This is a genomic window from Pseudomonas sp. QS1027 (genome assembly GCF_002814235.1).
GTDB lineage: Bacteria > Pseudomonadota > Gammaproteobacteria > Pseudomonadales > Pseudomonadaceae > Aquipseudomonas.
Genome location: NZ_PHSU01000042.1, coordinates 89,706 through 108,364 on the forward strand (window position 1 = coordinate 89,706; position 18,659 = coordinate 108,364).

Sequence of the window (18,659 nt, forward strand, 5' to 3'; positions counted from 1 at the left end):
ACCGTGAGCGGGATCAGGCGCGGCCGATATCGGCGAACTTCGCCTGGGTATGCTCGGCCAGCACCGCTGGCGCCAATTCCACTTCCAGACCCCGACGGCCGGCACTGACGAAAATACTCGCGAAGGGCTGCGCGCTCTGATCGATAAAAGTCCGCAGGCGCTTCTTCTGCCCGAGCGGGCTGATGCCGCCGAGCAGATAACCGGTGGCCCGCTGGGCCGCCGCCGGATCCGCCATCTCGACCTTCTTGACCCCCGCCGCCTGGGCCAACGCCTTCAGGTCCAGACTTCCGACGACCGGCACCACCGCCACCAGCAATTCGGCCTTTTCCGTGCTGGCGAGCAGTGTCTTGAACACCTGCGCCGGAGCCAATCCCAGTTTTTCCGCGGCCTCCAGGCCATAGGAAGCCGCTTTCGGATCGTGTTCATAACTGTGCACGCGATGTTCGGCACGAACTTTTTTCAGCAGGTCCAATGCGGGGGTCATGGCAGGTCCAGGCGGCTCGAAAGACAGGCGTGGATTTTAGGCTATTCACAACGAAAAGGCTCTATGACAGGCCAAGCATCACGCTTTTCCCAGGCTGACCATAGCCAATAAATACGTAAAAAACACCTGAGTCCTACATACAAATCATCCTCATTTACGCAGTCATTCCCCAAAAAGTGGACTATCGTTCATTTTCGACCTTTGACATCAGCGTTTCTTGTCTATATTTTTTCGAAACTGAAGATTACAGTCCTACACTCAGCAGCAACGAGCGGTAAGCCGAAATCAGAGATGGGGATTCCTGAGCATCGGTGAAAGTCCACGTCCGTCATTGGGACGGACGTCTAACAACAACAAAAATCGAGGTGTCCAATGAGTACCGCTTTGAAACAACCATCGCTCTCGGGCCAATGCATCGCCGAATTCCTCGGCACCGCGCTGTTGATCTTTTTCGGCACCGGCTGCGTTGCCGCGCTCAAGGTCGCGGGTGCCACCTTTGGTCTGTGGGAAATCAGCATCATCTGGGGCATGGGCGTGAGCATGGCGATCTACCTGACCGCTGGCGTTTCCGGCGCTCACCTGAACCCGGCCGTGAGCATTGCGCTGTGCCTGTTCGCCGATTTCGACAAACGCAAACTGCCGTTCTATATCCTCGCCCAGATCGCCGGGGCCTTCTGTGCCGCCGCGTTGGTTTACACGCTCTACAGCAACCTGTTCTTCGATTTCGAACAAACCCACCATATGATCCGCGGCTCCCAGGCCAGCCTGGAGCTGGCGTCGGTGTTTTCCACCTACCCCAACCCGGCCCTGAGCACCGCCCAGGCGTTCCTCGTGGAAGTGGTGATCACCGCGATCCTGATGGGCGTGATCATGTCCCTGACCGACGACAACAACGGCCTGCCCAAAGGCGCGCTGGCCCCCCTGCTGATCGGCCTGCTGATCGCCGTGATCGGCAGCGCGATGGGTCCATTGACCGGTTTTGCGATGAATCCTGCGCGGGATTTCGGGCCCAAGCTGATGACCTTCCTCTTCGGTTGGGGTGACATCGCCTTCACCGGCGGGCGCGACATTCCGTATTTCCTGATTCCGATCTTTGCACCGATTATCGGTGCCTCCCTCGGCGCCGCGGCGTACCGCGGGATGATTGCCCGCCATCTGCCCAGCGCCCAACCCGCACTACAGGAAGAGCCCGCGATCGCTGCCAAAAAGGTCCAGGCTTCCTGAAACACCCGCAAGATGCCACTCCCTGTGAGCGCCCTTCTCCCTGAGGGCACTCATCCCGGCACTTTTTCCCTCTATTCATCAAGGCAATCGAAAATGACCGACACTCAGAATAAGAACTACATCATTGCCCTCGATCAGGGTACGACCAGCTCGCGGGCGATCATCTTCGATCGCGACGCCAACGTGGTCGGCACCGCCCAGCGCGAATTCCAGCAACACTATCCACAAGCCGGCTGGGTCGAACACGACCCGATGGAAATCTTCGCCACCCAGAGCGCGGTGATGGTCGAAGCCCTGGCGCAAGCCGGCCTGCACCACGACCAGGTCGCCGCCATCGGCATCACCAACCAGCGTGAAACCACCGTGGTCTGGGACAAGGTCAGCGGCCGTCCGATCTACAACGCCATCGTCTGGCAGTGCCGCCGCAGCACCGAGATCTGCCAGCAGCTCAAGCGCGACGGTCACGAAGAGTACATCCGCGAAACCACCGGCCTGGTCACCGACCCGTACTTCTCCGGCACCAAGCTGAAATGGATCCTCGACAACGTCGAAGGCAGCCGCGATCGCGCACGCAACGGCGAGTTGCTGTTCGGCACCATCGACAGCTGGCTGATCTGGAAATTTACCGGCGGCAAGACCCACGTCACCGACTACACCAACGCCTCGCGCACCATGCTCTTCAACATCCACTCCCTGGAGTGGGATTCGAAGATGCTCGAGATCCTCGACATTCCCCGTGAAATGCTCCCGGAAGTGAAGTCGTCCTCGGAAATCTATGGCCACACCAAGAGCGGCATCGCCATCGGCGGTATCGCCGGCGACCAGCAGGCCGCCCTGTTCGGCCAGATGTGCGTGGAGCCAGGCCAGGCGAAAAACACCTACGGCACCGGCTGCTTCCTGCTGATGAACACCGGCACCAAGGCCGTTCGTTCCAAGCACGGCATGCTCACCACCATCGCCTGCGGCCCACGCGGCGAAGTGGCGTATGCCCTGGAAGGCGCGGTGTTCAACGGTGGCTCGACCATCCAGTGGCTGCGTGACGAACTCAAGCTGATCAACGACGCCTTCGACACCGAGTACTTCGCCAGCAAGGTCAAGGACAGCAACGGCGTGTACCTGGTACCGGCCTTCACCGGTCTGGGCGCTCCGTACTGGGACCCCTATGCCCGTGGCGCGCTGTTCGGCCTGACCCGCGGGGTGAAGGTGGATCACATCATTCGTGCCGCCCTGGAATCGATCGCCTACCAGACCCGCGACGTGCTGGACGCCATGCAACAGGACTCGGGCGAACGCCTCAAGGCCCTGCGCGTGGACGGCGGCGCGGTGGCCAACAACTTCCTGATGCAGTTCCAGGCCGACATTCTCGGGACCCAGGTCGAGCGCCCGCAAATGCGCGAAACCACGGCACTCGGCGCGGCCTACCTGGCCGGCCTGGCGTGCGGTTTCTGGGGCAGCCTGGAAGAGTTGCGGGGCAAGGCGGTGATCGAGCGCGAGTTCGAGCCGCAGCGTCCTGAGGCCGAGAAGGAAAAACTCTATGCTGGCTGGCAGAAAGCTGTGAGCCGTACCCGCGATTGGGAACCGCACGAAGAAAGCAACCAAGCCTGACGTTGATCGTTAGGTTGAATACACTCCTGTAGGAGCCTGGCTTGCCAGCGAAGAGGCCCTTGAGGCCGCCAAAAGCTTCGCGGGCAAGCCCTGCTCCTACAGGTGTTGTGGTGTTCCCGAGATCGGACGACATTCAACGGGCCGCCGGAACAAGAGCGACCTCGATAGCAACAACACACGACGCACCCACCGCACATCCACGATTGATTGGCCCCGCAAGTGGCAGACAGGTCCTTCCTGCGGCATGATGGAAGAATTTGTACGGCAGCCCAAAGGACGCCCAATGAATCTGCCTCCCCGCCAGCAACAAATCCTCGAACTGGTCCGCGAACGCGGTTATGTCAGCATCGAGGAAATGGCCCAGCTTTTTGTCGTGACCCCGCAGACCATCCGCCGCGATATCAACCAACTGGCGGACTCCAATCTGCTCCGTCGTTACCACGGTGGCGCGGCCTACGATTCCAGCGTGGAAAACACCGCCTACGCCATGCGCGCCGACCAGATGCGCGATGAAAAACAACGCATCGCCGAGGCCATCGCCGCCCATATTCCCGACCACGCCTCGCTGTTCATCAATATCGGCACCACCACCGAATCCATCGCCCGGGCGCTGCTCAATCACAATCACCTGAAGATCATCACCAACAACCTGCATGTGGCTTCGATCCTCAGCGCCAAGGACGATTTCGAAGTCCAACTGGCCGGCGGCAACGTGCGCCGTGACGGTGGTGTGGTGGGCCAGGCGAGTGTCGACTTCATCAACCAGTTCAAGGTCGACTTCGCCCTGGTGGGCATCAGCGGCATCGACGAAGACGGCAGCCTGCTGGATTTCGATTACCAGGAAGTCCGGGTTTCCCAGGCCATCATCGCCAACGCCCGTCAGGTCATCCTCGCGGCAGATTCCAGCAAGTATGGACGCAATGCCATGGTCCGCCTGGGACCTATCACCCTGATCGACTGCCTGGTGACCGACCAGGCGCCCGTGCCCTCGCTGACCCAGTTGCTGCACCAGCACAAGATCCGCCTGGAAGTGGTCTGAGGTTCAGGCCTGCCCCCTGTGGCGAGCGGGCTTGCCCGCGCTCGGCTGCGAACCAGTCGCAAAATCGGTCATCTCGATCTGTCTGAAAGACCGAGCTCGCAGGTTTTAGGGCCGCTGCGCGCCCCAGCGCGGCGGTGCGGCGTTCCGACAAGCCCGCTCGCCACAGCGCCTACGCGGCTCTCGCCCTACAATGTTCGATAATTTTCCTTTCCACCCATCCTGATGGATTTTTTCAATCAGGGTTGACTGGTCGTGGGCGCGTTTATCCGCTACTATTTTCGAAAATGAACATTAATGTTCGAATTCAAATATAGAGAAGACCCTGCGAGGCTCACCGATGAACCCCAGCACCTTGCCTGCCCCACCCCTTGCCGAGCTGTATGACATCGCCGTGATTGGCGGTGGTATCAATGGTGTCGGGATTGCCGCGGACGCAGCCGGTCGCGGTCTCTCGGTGTTCCTTTGCGAAAAGGACGACCTGGCCAGCCACACCTCCTCGGCCAGCAGCAAACTGATCCACGGTGGCCTGCGTTACCTGGAGCACTACGAATTCCGTCTGGTACGCGAAGCCCTGGCCGAACGTGAAGTCCTGCTCGCCAAGGCCCCGCATATCGTCAAGCCGATGCGTTTCGTCCTGCCGCACCGTCCGCACCTGCGTCCGGCCTGGATGATTCGTGCCGGCCTGTTCCTTTATGACCACCTGGGCAAGCGCGAGAAACTCGCCGGTTCGAAAAGCCTGAAGTTCGGCGCCGACAGTGCGCTCAAGGCCGAAATCACCAAGGGTTTCGAATACTCCGACTGCTGGGTCGACGACGCGCGCCTGGTGGTGCTCAATGCCATGGCGGCGCGGGAAAACGGCGCCCATGTGCACACCCGCACCCGCTGCGTCAGCGCCCGCCGCGACAACGGCCTGTGGCACCTGGAGATGGAACGCGGCAACGGCACACGCTTCTCGATCCAGGCCAAGGCCCTGGTCAACGCGGCCGGCCCCTGGGTCGCCAAGTTCATCAAGGACGACCTGAAGCTGGAATCACCCTACGGCATCCGCCTGATCCAGGGCAGCCACCTGATCGTGCCCCGCTTGTACGAAGGTGAACACGCGCACATCCTGCAGAACGAGGACCAGCGCATCGTCTTCACCATTCCGTACCTGGACCGTTTCACCCTGATCGGCACCACCGACCGCGAATACCAGGGCGACCCGGCCAAGGTCAGCATCACCGAAGCTGAAACCGACTACCTGCTCAAGGTGGTCAATGCGCACTTCAAGAAGCAGCTGGCCCGCGGCGATATCGTGCACAGCTATTCCGGCGTTCGGCCGCTGTGCAACGACGAGTCCGACAATCCTTCGGCGGTGACTCGCGATTACACCCTGGCGCTGTCCGGCGGCAACGCCGAAGCCCCGCTGCTCTCGGTGTTCGGCGGCAAGCTGACCACCTACCGCAAGCTCGCCGAATCGGCGCTGGCCCAGTTGGCGCCGTTCTTCAAGAACATGAAGCCAAGCTGGACCGCCACCTCGACCTTGCCCGGTGGCGAAGACATGACCACGCGCCAGGCCCTGAGCCACGAGATCCGCACCCGCTTCGACTGGATTCCGAGCGAGATTGCCCGGCGCTGGGCGAGCACCTACGGCAGCCGCACCTGGCGTCTGCTGGAGGGCGTGCAGAACCTCAGCGACCTGGGCGAACACCTGGGTGGCGGCCTCTATACCCGCGAAGTCGATTACCTGTGCAGCGAAGAGTGGGCTTGCGCGGCGGTGGATATCCTGTGGCGGCGCAGCAAGCTGGGCCTGTTTACCACGGCGGCCGAACAGCAACAGCTGCAGCACTACCTGGAGAAGGTCGAGCAGCATCGCGGCAAGATCGAAGCGGCCTGACTTCAGGCCCGTCTCAAGACTGAACGCTTTCCCTTTGTAGGAGCCGGCTTGCTGGCGATGAGGCCCTGAGCCTTGCAGCGCCCATCCGGGCGCCATCGCCAGCAAGCCGGCTCCTACAGTTTTTTCAACATGTCCAAGATCACCGAAAGCCTCGAAATCCACATCCTTCCTACATCCCTTTCCCATTCGGTTTTCCGAACAAGCCTTCGCCCACCATTCGGCGAACCGGACGCCAGACGCTCCGAAATCTCTCGAAACAATCAGAATCCCCTTTAAAATCAATAGCTAAACCCACACCGCCAAGCCTGGCATGAGTCGTGCTCTACACTCGGTACCGAATACTCAAGCCGTCCCTTGGGTCGTATGAGCGGTTCGAAGCACCCGAGAGTCGGCTAACCGACTCCATAAGAAAAACAATCTCGAGGAAATCATCTGATGCGCATCGTTCCCCAGCTTCTGGGCGCAGCTATCGCTGTTGCTCTGATCAGTACTCCAGTTTTCGCCGATGAACTGACCGGCACCCTGAAGAAGATCAAAGAGTCCGGCACCATCACCCTCGGGCATCGCGACAGCTCCATTCCGTTCTCCTACATCGCGGATGCTTCCGGCAAGCCAGTGGGCTACTCCCACGATATCCAGTTGGCCATCGTCGACGGCATCAAGAAAGACCTCGGTCTGCCGGACCTCAAGGTCAAGTACAACCTGGTCACTTCCCAGACCCGTATCCCGCTGGTGCAGAACGGCACCGTCGACGTTGAGTGTGGTTCCACCACCAACAACGCCGAACGTGGCCAGCAAGTGGACTTCTCGGTTGGTATCTTCGAAATCGGCACCCGCCTGCTGTCGAAGAAAGACTCCACCTACAAGGACTTCGCCGACCTCAAGGGCAAGAACGTCGTGACCACCGCCGGCACCACGTCCGAGCGCATCATCAAGGCGATGAACGCCGACAAGCAGATGGGCATGAACGTTATCTCCGCCAAGGACCATGGCGAAGCCTTCAACATGCTCGAAAGCGGCCGCGCCGTGGCCTTCATGATGGACGACGCCCTGCTCGCCGGGGAAATGGCCAAGGCCAAGAAGCCGGATGACTGGGCCGTGACCGGTACCCCTCAGTCCTACGAAATCTATGGTTGCATGGTCCGCAAGGACGACCCGGCCTTCAAGAAAGCCGTGGATGACGCCATCGTCGCGACCTACAAGTCCGGCGAGATCAACAAGATCTACGCCAAGTGGTTCACCCAGCCGATTCCACCAAAAGGCCTGAACCTGAACTTCCCGATGAGCGAAGAGCTCAAGGCGCTGCTGGCCAATCCGAACGACAAGCCAGCACCGGACAAAAAGATCTGATGCACCTCTGAGCGAACTCCCGGTGGCGCGAACGCGCATCCGGGAGTTTGTTGACACCTGCTGTACTGGCTTCTTCTATTGAGATGGGAAAGACACTCGGACCGCGAGCGGTACGTGTGTGCCTGACGAAGCACGTCAGGCGGGGCGGAGTCCCGGGAAGCACGTGCGTGACCACTGATTGATCCGAGGGGAGACCCGAATGAATTACAACTGGGACTGGGGCGTGTTCTTCAAGTCCACCGGCGTGGGCAGCGAGACCTATCTCGACTGGTTCATCTCCGGGCTGGGCTGGACCATCGCCATCGCCGTGGTGGCCTGGATCGTTGCACTGATCCTCGGCTCGCTGCTGGGCGTGATGCGCACCGTACCAAACCGCGTGGTATCGGGCATTGCCACGGTCTACGTGGAAATCTTCCGCAACGTGCCACTGCTGGTGCAACTGTTCATCTGGTACTTCCTGGTGCCCGATCTGCTGCCGCAAAACCTGCAGGACTGGTACAAACAGGACCTCAACCCGACCACCTCGGCCTACCTGAGCGTCGTCGTCTGCCTGGGCCTGTTCACCGCCGCGCGGGTCTGCGAACAAGTGCGCACCGGTATCCAGGCGCTGCCCCGCGGCCAGGAATCGGCGGCCCGCGCCATGGGCTTCAAGCTGCCGCAGATCTACTGGAACGTGCTGCTGCCGCAAGCCTACCGGATCATCATTCCGCCGCTTACCTCGGAATTCCTCAACGTCTTCAAGAACTCCTCCGTGGCCTCGCTGATCGGCTTGATGGAACTGCTCGCGCAGACCAAGCAGACCGCCGAGTTCTCCGCCAACCTGTTCGAAGCCTTCACCCTGGCGACGCTGATCTACTTCACCCTGAACATGAGCCTGATGCTGCTGATGCGCCTGGTCGAGAAGAAAGTCGCGGTGCCCGGCCTGATCTCCGTGGGGGGTAAATAATGGACTTCGATTTCAGTGGTATCGTCCCGGCCATTCCGGGTCTCTGGAACGGCATGTTGATGACCCTGCAGCTGATGGTGCTGGGCGTTGTCGGCGGCCTGGTCATCGGTACGCTCCTGGCCTTGATGCGCTTGTCTTCGAACAAGCTGCTGGCCAACCTCGCCGGTGCCTACGTCAACTACTTCCGCTCGATCCCGCTGCTGCTGGTGATCACCTGGTTCTACCTGGCAGTGCCGTTCGTCCTGCGCTGGATCACCGGCGAAGACACGCCGATCGGTGCGTTCGCCTCCTGCATCGTGGCCTTCATGATGTTCGAAGCGGCGTACTTCTGCGAAATCGTCCGGGCCGGCGTGCAGTCGATCGCCAAGGGCCAGATGGGCGCCGCCCAGGCCCTGGGCATGAGCTATGGCCAGACCATGCGCCTGATCATCCTGCCCCAGGCGTTCCGCAAGATGACCCCACTGCTGTTGCAGCAGAGCATCATCCTGTTCCAGGACACGTCGCTGGTCTACACCGTGGGCCTGGTGGACTTCCTCAACGCCTCGCGCTCGAGCGGCGATATCATCGGCCGCTCCAATGAATTCCTGATCTTCGCAGGGCTCGTCTACTTCACAATCAGCTTTGCCGCCTCGCTGCTGGTCAAGCGTCTGCAAAAAAGGTTTGCCGTATGATCTCTATCAAGAACATCAACAAGTGGTATGGCGACTTCCAGGTGCTGACCGATTGCAGCACCGAGGTCAGCAAGGGTGAAGTGGTGGTGGTCTGCGGTCCTTCGGGCTCGGGCAAGTCCACCCTGATCAAGTGCGTTAACGCCCTGGAACCCTTCCAGAAAGGCGACATCGTGGTCGACGGCACCTCCATCGCCGACCCGAAGACCAACCTGCCGAAGCTGCGCTCGCGGGTCGGCATGGTGTTCCAGCATTTCGAGCTGTTTCCGCACCTGACCATTACCGAAAACCTGACCATCGCGCAGATCAAGGTCCTCGGTCGCAGCAAGGAAGAAGCCACCAGGAAAGGCCTGCAGTTGCTGGATCGCGTCGGTCTGTCGGCCCATGCCCACAAGCACCCGGGGCAACTCTCCGGCGGCCAGCAACAGCGTGTGGCGATTGCCCGCGCCCTGGCGATGGACCCGGTGGTGATGCTGTTCGACGAACCGACCTCGGCCCTCGACCCGGAAATGGTCAACGAAGTGCTCGACGTGATGGTGCAACTGGCCCAGGAAGGCATGACCATGATGTGCGTGACCCACGAAATGGGCTTTGCGCGCAAGGTTGCCAGCCGCGTGATCTTCATGGACCAGGGCAAGATCATCGAGGACTGCAACAAGGACGAGTTCTTCGGCGACATCAGTGCCCGTTCGGAACGTGCGCAGCACTTCCTCGAGAAAATCCTGCAGCACTGAAACGACCCGCTCCCGACACAGCGCCATAGCTGTGGGGGAGCGGACATTTGCGGGAGCAGAGCACTGCTCCCACAGGTTATGCGTACATCCCGATCCTCTTTTCCACAAGAAATACGATCTGGTTGACCCAAGGCAAACGTGATGAAATGCGACCCCAACCTCTATCGCGCGACGCCGCCCTCATTCGCCGTGAAACCCCGCCTGATCCGCCAACTGTTCCTGCCGCCCCTGATCATCCTGCTGATGATCGGCCTGGGCTACGCCGGCTATCGCATCAGCGAACACTATGGCATCCGCACCCTCAGCGAAAACGGCGAACGCCAGCTGGAGCTGCACGCCCGCACCGTCGAAAGCGAGATCAGCAAGTACACCTACCTGCCCAGCCTGCTGGAGCTTGAATCCAGCGTCTCGGCCCTGCTCAAGGAGCCCGACGCCGAACACCGCCAGGCGGTCAACGACTACCTCGAAGGCCTGAACCGGCGCAGCCGCAGTCGGGCCATCTATGTCATGGACACCACCGGTCGGGTATTGGCCGCCAGCAACTGGCGCGATGCCGACAGTTACCTGGGTGAAGACCTGTCCTTTCGCGCCTACTTCCAGGACGCCGTGCGCGGCCTGCCCGGGCGTTTCTACGGGATCGGCAGCACCAGCGGCGAACCCGGCTATTACCTGGCCCACGGCCTGGAAGAACATGGCAAGATCATCGGCGTGGCGGTGATCAAGGTGCGCCTCGAAGCCCTTGAAGAACGCTGGCAACGGGCCCGCCTGGAGGCCTTTGTCACGGACGAGAACGGCATCATCATCCTCTCCAGCGACCCGGCCCGGCGCCTCAAGTCCGTGCGCCCGCTGACCCCGGAGATCAAGGAGCGCCTGGCCCGCAGCCTGCAATATTACTGGTGGCCGCTGAACGAGCTGCAACCCCTCGCCCGCGAACGCCTGGCCGAGGGTGTGGAAACCCTGACCTTCCCGGCCAACACCGAGCTGGCCAAGGACGGCGACAGCGTCAGCTACCTGGCCCAGACCCGGCGCCTGAGCGATACGCCCTGGCATCTCACCCTGCTCACCCCCTTGCAGGACCTGCGCCGCGAAGCCGCCAACCAGGGCATGCTGGTGGCCGTGGCCTTCGCCCTGGTGGCCTTTCTGCTGATTGCGTGGAACGAGCGGCGCAAGGTTATCGCCACCCGCCTGGCCGCCCGCGAGGCCCTGCAGGAAGCCAACAGCCAGTTGGAGCGGCGGATTGCCGAGCGCACCGTCGACCTGCGCGCCAGCAACGATCGGCTCAAGGACCAGATCCGCGAACGGCGCCAGGCCGAGGAAACCCTGCGCCGCGCCCAGGACGAACTGGTCCAGGCCGGCAAGCTGGCCGCCATCGGCCAGATGTCCACCAGCATCGCCCATGAACTCAACCAGCCGTTGGCCGCGTTGCGCACCCTGTCCGGCAACACCGTGCGTTTCCTCGAGCGCGGCGAGCTGGACACCGCCAGCACCAACCTGCGCACCATCAATGACCTGATCGACCGCATGGGCCGGATCACCGCCAGCCTGCGCGCGTTTGCCCGGCGTGGCGACGACAAGGGCGAGTCGAGCCTGGCCAAGGCCATCGACGCCACCCTGCAGGTCCTCGGCAGCCGGGTCGAAACCCTGCACCTGGAAGTCCATCGAGACTTCGACGACGTGCAACTGGCCATCGACCAGACCCGCCTGGAACAGATCCTGGTCAACCTGGTCGGCAACGCCCTCGACGCCATGCAGGCCCAACCTTTGCCGGAACTGTGGCTGGAAGGCGACTTCGTCGAAGGCAAATACCGTCTGCTGGTGCGCGACAACGGCCACGGCATCGAGCCCGAGGCGCGCAAGCACCTGTTCGAACCCTTCTTCACCACCAAGCCGGGAGAACAGGGCCTGGGCCTCGGCCTGACCCTCTCCGCCAGCCTCGCGGCGGCGGCCAGCGGCCACCTCGGGGTCGAACATCCCCTCATGGGTGGCACCGCCTTCGTCCTCACTTTACCGCGGGTCAACCCTGCCAAGGCCCAGCCGATATGAACAACGACCTCACTGTCCTGATTGTCGAGGACGACCCCCATGTCCTGCTCGGCTGCCAGCAGGCGCTGTCCCTGGAAGATATCCACAGCGAAGGCGTCGGCAGTGCCGAGGAAGCCCTGGCGCGGATCGGCGACAACTTCCCCGGTATCGTCATCAGCGACATCCGCCTGCCGGGCATCGACGGCCTGGAACTGCTGACCCGGCTCAAGGCTCGCGACAGCAGCCTGCCGGTGGTGCTGATTACCGGTCACGGCGATATCTCCATGGCCGTCGGTGCCATGCGCAACGGCGCCTATGACTTCATGGAAAAGCCCTTTTCCCCGGAGCGCCTGGTGGACGTCGCCCGCCGCGCCCTGGAGCAGCGCGGCCTGGCCCGGGAAGTCTGGTCGCTGCGTCGGCAACTGGCCGAACGCGACTCGCTGGAAGGCCGGATCATCGGCCGCTCGCCGGCCATGCAGAACCTGCGGGAACTGATCGCCAATGTCGCCGACACCTCGGCCAACGTGCTGATCGAAGGCGAGACCGGCACCGGCAAGGAACTGGTCGCCCGCTGCCTGCATGACTTCAGCCGGCGTAAATCGCAACAGTTCGTCGCGCTCAACTGCGGCGGGCTGCCGGAAAACCTGTTCGAGAGTGAAATCTTCGGCCATGAGGCCAATGCCTTTACCGGCGCCGGCAAACGCCGCATCGGCAAGATCGAGCACGCCCATGGCGGCACGCTGTTCCTCGACGAAGTGGAAAGCATGCCGATCCCCATGCAGATCAAACTGCTGCGGGTCTTGCAGGAGCGCACCCTGGAACGCCTGGGCTCGAACCAGAGCGTGGCCGTCGATTGCCGGGTCATCGCCGCCACCAAGTTCGACCTCGACGAAATGGGCCGCGCCGGCGAATTTCGCAGCGACCTCTATTACCGGCTGAACGTGGTGACCCTGGAACTGCCGCCCCTGCGCGAACGGCGCGAAGACATCCTGCAATTGTTCGAGCACTTCCTGCAGCAGTCCTCCCTGCGCTTCGACCGTATCGCCCCGGAACTGGACAACCAGACCCTGTCCAGCCTCATGAGCCACGACTGGCCGGGCAATGTGCGCGAACTGCGCAACGTCGCCGAGCGCTTCGCCCTGGGCCTGCCGCCCTTCAAGAAAGCCGGCGCGCAAAGCAGCAGCGGGCTGGGCTTTGCCGAGGCCGTGGAAGCCTTCGAACGCAACCTGCTCAACGAGGCCCTGCAACGCAGCGGCGGCAACCTGAGCCAGGCCAGCCACGAACTCGGCATGGCCAAGACCACCTTGTTCGACAAGGTCAAGAAGTACGGTTTGAGTCACTGACGGCGGGCAAGCACAATGGATTTACTGTTGAAAGCCGCCCTTGGCGCCCTGGTCGTGGTGCTGCTCGCCGCCCTGTCGAAAACCCGCAACTACTACATTGCCGGGCTGGTGCCACTGTTCCCGACCTTTGCCTTGATCGCGCACTACATCGTCGGCAAGGGGCGTTCGATCGAGGACCTGAAGACCACGATCCTGTTCGGCATGTGGTCGATCATTCCCTACTTCATCTACCTGGCGACCCTGTATGTGCTGGTGGACCGGCTGCGCCTGGAGACATCGCTGGCACTGGCGGTACTCGCCTGGTTGCTGGCGGCCAGCGTGCTGGTCAGCCTCTGGCTGCGTTTTCACGGCTGATCCGCCGCCGTCGCCCGGCTCCCCGTCCGTTTTGTGCAGGCCTGTCCTTTGCATTTGCCGGCAAAGCCCTTACGCTGTGCGCCTTCATGGACGCTGGAGCGAAGCCGAGCGACTGTGCAATCCGGCGCGCCATAAAGCGTTGACCCTGCTGTTCTAGGAGCTGTTTCCGTGACCCTTGGCGTTTTTTTGCTGGTACTTTTTTCCGTTGTCCTGGACGTGATCGGCCAGCTCTGTTTCAAGATGGGCCTGGACCGTCTGCCAGAGTTGGAAGGTGGCTTCAGGCTGAGAGCCTTCTGGGGCCAGGTCTTCAACGCGCCCCTGCTGTGGTGCGGGATCGGTTCTTATGTCATCGAGTTTTTTGTCTGGATCGAAGCCCTGTCCCGGGCCCCGTTGAGCCTGGTGTTTCCCATCGGGGCCCTGGCCTATTGCGGCGTGGTGCTGGCTGGCAAGGTGGTGCTGGGCGAGACCGTCAGCCGCCGCCGCTGGCTCGGCACCCTGGTGATCACCGCCGGCGTGATGCTGGTGGCCATTTCCGGCGCTTGAGGGCTCCATTCATGTTCGAAGGAAATTGTTGATGAGCGGTTCAAAACACATCGATTGGCTGCACGGGCGCTTCGGCACCATCGTGCTCTGGGCCTTGCTGATCGCTTGCGAAAGCGGCGGACAGATCGCCACCAAGATCGGCGGCGACCAACTCGGGCAGACCGATTTCAGTTTGCAATGGCTGCACGCGGTACTGCTCAACCCGGGTGTCTGGGTGGCGGTAGCCTGTTATATCGGGGCGTTTTTCGTCTGGATGCTGATTCTGCGACGCAGCACGCTGTCCCTGGCGTTTCCGCTGAGTTCGCTGGTGTTTGTCGCGGTGCTGCTGGCGTCCTGGCTGGGGCTGAACGAGCAGATCAGCCTGCTGCACTGGATCGGTGTGGCGGTGATCATCGGCGGGATTGCGTTGCTGGCCGAAGGTGAGAAGAACTAGCCAGCGATGGCGGTGAATGTGACACCGCTATCGCCGGCAATCGAGCGTCGACCGACGCTCCTGCAGGATCAGCTCCGGCCTCAGAACTTGTAGCTGATCGCCGTCTGGATCTGACCCTGGTCGCTGTCGCCCTTCTGCTTGACGATGCTGCTGTCCGCCGCCGAACCCACCAGGTGAATCCAGCTGGCGCTGGTCATCAGCGACCAGTTGCCGCCCAGGGGGATGGCAAAGCTCTGGGTCAGCGTCACATTCTGGAAACCACCGCCGGCGTGGTACTGACGGATCCCCGAGTCCTGTGCCTCCTGGGCACTCACACCGAAGAAAGTCTGCGCCTGGCGCTCATCGGCATAGTGCGCGGTGAAGTTGCTGCGGCCGATAATCCCCATGCCCAGCGGATAACCCAGCTCACCGCCCAGGCGTCCCAACAGGCCGCCCTGCCCGCTACCGCCGCCGACGGCACTGCCCAGCTCGGCGAACAGCCGCCAGAAGTCGGCCGGCGCGTATTCCACGAAACCACCCACCACGCCCATGTCCGGCACATCGCGCAAACCACGCAACGAGCCGTTGGAGTCGCGCCCTGGCACGTAATTGGCAAAAGGCCCGATGCTGAAACCGTTGGCCTTGAACGCGTCCCAGGTCAGGCCGTCATCGCCGCTGAGGCTGACATTGCCCCAGTCCAGGTCCACATACGGCAGGGGCGTGACTTCATAACGGCTACCCGACGGATCATAGGGCTGATAACCCACCCCAGCCCCTACCTGCCCGGTCGGACCTTCATCCGCCAGGGCGGCGTGGCTCCAGCCACCCAACGAAAAAAGGCCGGCCAGCAGCAATGAGGAGGTCAGACGAATCATGAAAGTGTCCTTGTCGATACATGCCTTCGCGTTCACGAACACGACTTTTAGTAGGCAAGCACTGATGTTGTTTGTAGGAAGCTACAAATTTTGTAGCTCCATGTACGTAATCTGATACATGCACGGGATTTATCCCACGAGAATACCGGATTTAAGCACTTGGCACACTCCGTGCTCTGCGTAGGGCATGCGCAGTGTGCGCTCTTATTCAACAGGTACAAGCAGATGATGCACTGGCATATCGTGTGTGATTTCGATGGGACCATCTCCCGCACCGACGCGATCGACAACATCCTTGAGCGATTCGCCGACCCGAGCTGGGAAAGCATCGAACAAGAGTGGCTGGACGGTCATATCGGTTCGCGTGAATGCCTCAGCCGCCAACTGGCGCTGGTCAAGGCTTCGCCCGCTGATTTGCTGGCGTACTTCGACACCATCGATATCGACCCGGACTTCCCGGACTTCGTCGATCATGTCATGGGCCTGGGCGCGTCCATCGAAGTGGTCAGCGACGGCATCGAACAAGGCATCGCGCGGATCCTCTCGCGCAACTACGTGACCTTGCTGCCGATCCTCGCCAACCGCCTGCGCCAGGTCGACCACAACAGCTGGCGCATCGACTTCCCGTATTCCAGCGACGCCTGCCGTGCCGCCTCCGGCAACTGCAAATGCAAGTCCGCGCCCAAGGGCAAACGCATCCTGGTGATCGGCGACGGTCAATCGGACATGTGCGTGGCCGGCACCGCCGACTTCGTTTTCGCCAAGGGCCGCCTGGCCGAGCATTGCGAACGCAACAACATTCCTTACGCGCGCTTCGACTCCTTCGCCGAGCTGCCAGCCATGCTGGCCCTGCTGCCGAACGACATCGCGGCGAACGCCGGCAACTACTCTATCGATCTTGAACAACAGGAACTCTTCCACCATGTCTGATATTCGTATCGCTACAGCCGAAGACCAGGTGCTTCTGGAAAAAGAAGCCAAATATTGCTCCTACGGCGATACAGTTCACTACATCGAACCACCGCGCATTTTCAGCCGCTGCGAAGGTTCCTATGTCTGGGACACCGAAGACCAAGCCTACCTCGACCTGCAAATGTGGTACTCGGCGGTCAACTTCGGCTACGCCAACCCACGTCTGAACAATGCCCTGAAAAAGCAGATCGACACCCTGCCGCAGATCGCCAGCCAGTACCTGCACAAAGGCAAGATCGAACTGTCGGAAATGATCGCAGTCGACGCCAAGAACAAGTTCGGCCTCGACGGTCGCGTGCACTTCAACGTCGGCGGTTCGCAGTCCATCGAAGACTCGCTGAAAGTCGTGCGTAACGCCACCAACGGCAAGAGCCTGATGTTCGCCTTCGAAGGCGGCTACCACGGCCGTACCCTGGGCGCGTCCTCGATCACTTCGAGCTACCGCTACCGTCGCCGCTACGGCCACTTCGGCGAGCGCGCACAGTTCATCCCGTTCCCGTACCACTTCCGCGGCCCGAAAGGCATGACCAAGGAAGAATACGGCAGCCACTGCGTGCAGCAGTTCGCCCGTCTGTTCGAAACCGAATACAACGGTGTCTGGGACCCTAAAGTCGGTACCAGCGAATACGCCGCGTTCTACGTCGAGCCGATCCAGGGCACCGGCGGCTACGTGATCCCGCCGATGAACTTCTACAGCGAGCTGAAGCAGGTCCTCGACCAGCACGGCATCCTGATGGTCGTCGACGAAATCCAGATGGGCTTCTGGCGTACCGGCAAGCTGTGGTCGATCGAACACTTCGACGTCAAGCCGGACGTGATCGTCTTCGGCAAGGCGCTGACCAACGGCCTGAACCCGCTGGGCGGCATCTGGGCCCGTGAAGAACTGATCAACCCGAAGATCTTCCCACCAGGCTCCACCCACTCCACCTTCGCCTCGAACCCACTGGGTACGGCCGTTGGCCTGGAAATGTTCAAAATGACCAGTGAAGTCGACTACGGCGCCATGGTCATGGCCAAGGGCAAGTACTTCCTCGAAGGCCTGCAAGAGCTGCAGAAACGCTTCCCGATCATCGGCGACGTCGATGGCCTGGGCCTGGCCCTGCGTTGCGAAATCTGCACCGCTGACGGCTTCACCCCGGACAAGGCGACCCTGGACTACATGGTCGAGGAAGGCATGAAGGGCGACATGGTGGTTGACGGTCAGAAACTCGGCCTGATTCTCGACGTGGGCGGCTACTACAAGAACGTGATCACCCTGGCTCCGTCGCTGGAAATCAGCTATCCGGAAATCGACCTGGGTCTGAAACTGCTCGAGCAACTGCTGAACCGAGCCATGAAGCGGTGAACATGACACCTATCGATCTGGGCGAAGGCGATGCTGGCTTCGTACTCGGCTCGGGTCCGGTCGGGATCTTGCTGATCCACGGCCTGACCGGCACCCCGACGGAACTCCGTCGGGTGGCCCAGGGCCTGGCCAAGAAGGGCAACTGCACGGTTTACGTGCCGACCCTGGCCGGGCACTGCGGCGGCAACGAAGACCTGCAGGCCACCGGCTGGCTGGACTGGTATGAAGGCGTACGCAAGACGTTCGTGGCAGTGAAACAACGCCACGAACAGGTTTTCGTCGGCGGCCTGTCCATGGGTGCGGTGATGTCCATGTACATGGCCTCCGAGCACCCGGGCCAGATCGCCGGGCTGCTGATGTACTCGACCACCCTGCGCTACGACGGCTGGAGCATTCACAAGCTGGCGTTCCTGACGCCGTTGCTGATGAAGATCCCGTTCGGCGTGCACATCTGCCGTTTCGAGGAAAAGCCGCCGTATGGCATCAAGAACGAACGCCTGCGGGCCATCGTCGAGCGCCAGATGAAAGCCGGCCAGAGCAGCGATGCGGGGCTGTTGACCATGGAAGGCATCACGGTGCGCGAACTGCACCGGATGAACGCCGTGGTCATGCGCCGCATGCCGTCGATCAAGACCCCGGCCCTGGTGATCCACTCCATCGAGGACGACATCACCAGCCCATGGAACGCCGACTACGTCGAGCGTCACCTGGGTGGTCCGGTGACCAAGGTCATGCTCGACAACTGCTATCACATGATCACCGTCGACCTGCAATACAAGGAAGTGATCGAGCTGAGCGCCGACTACGTCGAGCGTTTGAGCGGCATCTCGAGCGAGCCTGAAGCACAGCGGCAACAGGCCTAAGGAA

The 18,659-nt window shown here is 61.5% G+C and carries 18 protein-coding genes; 16 read left to right on the forward strand and 2 right to left on the reverse strand.

The window, feature by feature from the left end:
• Positions 1 to 13: 13 nt before the first annotated feature.
• Positions 14 to 484, reverse strand: coding sequence for a Cys-tRNA(Pro) deacylase (gene ybaK / locus CWE01_RS31695; protein WP_040070355.1), 471 nt, complete (start codon positions 482 to 484; stop codon positions 14 to 16).
• 372 nt (positions 485 to 856) lie between these two features.
• Between ybaK and CWE01_RS31700 the strand changes: the two genes are divergently transcribed.
• From CWE01_RS31700 to CWE01_RS31760, 13 genes are all read left to right on the forward strand, one after another.
• On the forward strand, positions 857 to 1,708 hold the full coding sequence (locus CWE01_RS31700) for an MIP/aquaporin family protein (RefSeq protein WP_100944492.1): 852 nt from the start codon (positions 857 to 859) through the stop codon (positions 1,706 to 1,708).
• Positions 1,709 to 1,801: 93 nt separating this feature from the next.
• Entirely contained in the window at positions 1,802 to 3,313 is a 1,512-nt protein-coding gene (gene glpK, locus CWE01_RS31705; RefSeq protein WP_100944493.1) for a glycerol kinase GlpK, read from the forward strand.
• A gap of 283 nt (positions 3,314 to 3,596) precedes the next feature.
• Positions 3,597 to 4,352 carry a DeoR/GlpR family transcriptional regulator gene (locus CWE01_RS31710; RefSeq protein ID WP_100944494.1) on the forward strand — a complete coding sequence of 252 codons (756 nt, stop codon included), beginning with the start codon at positions 3,597 to 3,599 and terminating at the stop codon, positions 4,350 to 4,352.
• A gap of 337 nt (positions 4,353 to 4,689) precedes the next feature.
• Positions 4,690 to 6,228: a glycerol-3-phosphate dehydrogenase gene (glpD, locus tag CWE01_RS31715; protein ID WP_100944495.1), complete on the forward strand. Its 1,539-nt coding sequence runs from the start codon at positions 4,690 to 4,692 to the stop codon at positions 6,226 to 6,228.
• A 435-nt stretch (positions 6,229 to 6,663) separates the two neighbouring features.
• Entirely contained in the window at positions 6,664 to 7,578 is a 915-nt protein-coding gene (locus tag CWE01_RS31720; RefSeq protein ID WP_100944496.1) for a glutamate/aspartate ABC transporter substrate-binding protein, read from the forward strand.
• A gap of 199 nt (positions 7,579 to 7,777) precedes the next feature.
• A complete protein-coding gene (locus CWE01_RS31725; protein WP_100944497.1) occupies positions 7,778 to 8,524 on the forward strand; it encodes an amino acid ABC transporter permease in 747 nt (248 codons plus the stop codon).
• Entirely contained in the window at positions 8,524 to 9,195 is a 672-nt protein-coding gene (locus tag CWE01_RS31730; RefSeq protein ID WP_100944498.1) for an amino acid ABC transporter permease, read from the forward strand. The genes CWE01_RS31725 and CWE01_RS31730 overlap by 1 nt, the downstream gene beginning before the upstream one ends.
• Positions 9,192 to 9,926, forward strand: coding sequence for an amino acid ABC transporter ATP-binding protein (locus CWE01_RS31735; RefSeq protein ID WP_100944499.1), 735 nt, complete (start codon positions 9,192 to 9,194; stop codon positions 9,924 to 9,926). The genes CWE01_RS31730 and CWE01_RS31735 overlap by 4 nt, the downstream gene beginning before the upstream one ends.
• Before the next feature lie 141 nt (positions 9,927 to 10,067).
• Positions 10,068 to 11,969 carry a cache domain-containing protein gene (locus CWE01_RS31740; RefSeq protein WP_100944500.1) on the forward strand — a complete coding sequence of 634 codons (1,902 nt, stop codon included), beginning with the start codon at positions 10,068 to 10,070 and terminating at the stop codon, positions 11,967 to 11,969.
• On the forward strand, positions 11,966 to 13,291 hold the full coding sequence (locus tag CWE01_RS31745; RefSeq protein ID WP_100944501.1) for a sigma-54 dependent transcriptional regulator: 1,326 nt from the start codon (positions 11,966 to 11,968) through the stop codon (positions 13,289 to 13,291). Before CWE01_RS31740 ends, CWE01_RS31745 begins: the two co-directional genes overlap by 4 nt.
• Positions 13,292 to 13,315: 24 nt before the next feature.
• Complete coding sequence (locus CWE01_RS31750) at positions 13,316 to 13,645, forward strand: GlpM family protein (RefSeq protein ID WP_177143382.1); 330 nt, start codon at positions 13,316 to 13,318, stop codon at positions 13,643 to 13,645.
• A 168-nt stretch (positions 13,646 to 13,813) separates the two neighbouring features.
• The gene (locus CWE01_RS31755; RefSeq protein WP_100944503.1) at positions 13,814 to 14,188 is read left to right on the forward strand and encodes an EamA family transporter; all 375 of its coding nucleotides are present in this window, start codon (positions 13,814 to 13,816) and stop codon (positions 14,186 to 14,188) included.
• Positions 14,189 to 14,219: 31 nt separating this feature from the next.
• Positions 14,220 to 14,621 carry an EamA family transporter gene (locus CWE01_RS31760; RefSeq protein ID WP_100944504.1) on the forward strand — a complete coding sequence of 134 codons (402 nt, stop codon included), beginning with the start codon at positions 14,220 to 14,222 and terminating at the stop codon, positions 14,619 to 14,621.
• 80 nt (positions 14,622 to 14,701) lie between these two features.
• Here the strand turns inward: CWE01_RS31760 and CWE01_RS31765 are convergent, their stop codons facing one another.
• A complete protein-coding gene (locus CWE01_RS31765) occupies positions 14,702 to 15,475 on the reverse strand; it encodes a MipA/OmpV family protein (protein ID WP_100944505.1) in 774 nt (257 codons plus the stop codon).
• Between the two features lie 225 nt (positions 15,476 to 15,700).
• Here CWE01_RS31765 and CWE01_RS31770 point away from each other — a divergent pair, with 225 nt between their 5' ends.
• The 3 genes from CWE01_RS31770 to CWE01_RS31780 are packed head-to-tail and all read left to right on the forward strand — an operon-like array spanning position 15,701 to position 18,655.
• Entirely contained in the window at positions 15,701 to 16,405 is a 705-nt protein-coding gene (locus tag CWE01_RS31770) for an HAD-IB family phosphatase (protein WP_100944506.1), read from the forward strand.
• On the forward strand, positions 16,398 to 17,792 hold the full coding sequence (locus tag CWE01_RS31775; RefSeq protein ID WP_100944507.1) for an aspartate aminotransferase family protein: 1,395 nt from the start codon (positions 16,398 to 16,400) through the stop codon (positions 17,790 to 17,792). The genes CWE01_RS31770 and CWE01_RS31775 overlap by 8 nt, the downstream gene beginning before the upstream one ends.
• Positions 17,789 to 18,655: a carboxylesterase gene (locus CWE01_RS31780; RefSeq protein WP_177143309.1), complete on the forward strand. Its 867-nt coding sequence runs from the start codon at positions 17,789 to 17,791 to the stop codon at positions 18,653 to 18,655. Before CWE01_RS31775 ends, CWE01_RS31780 begins: the two co-directional genes overlap by 4 nt.
• The last annotated feature ends 4 nt before the right edge of the window (positions 18,656 to 18,659 follow it).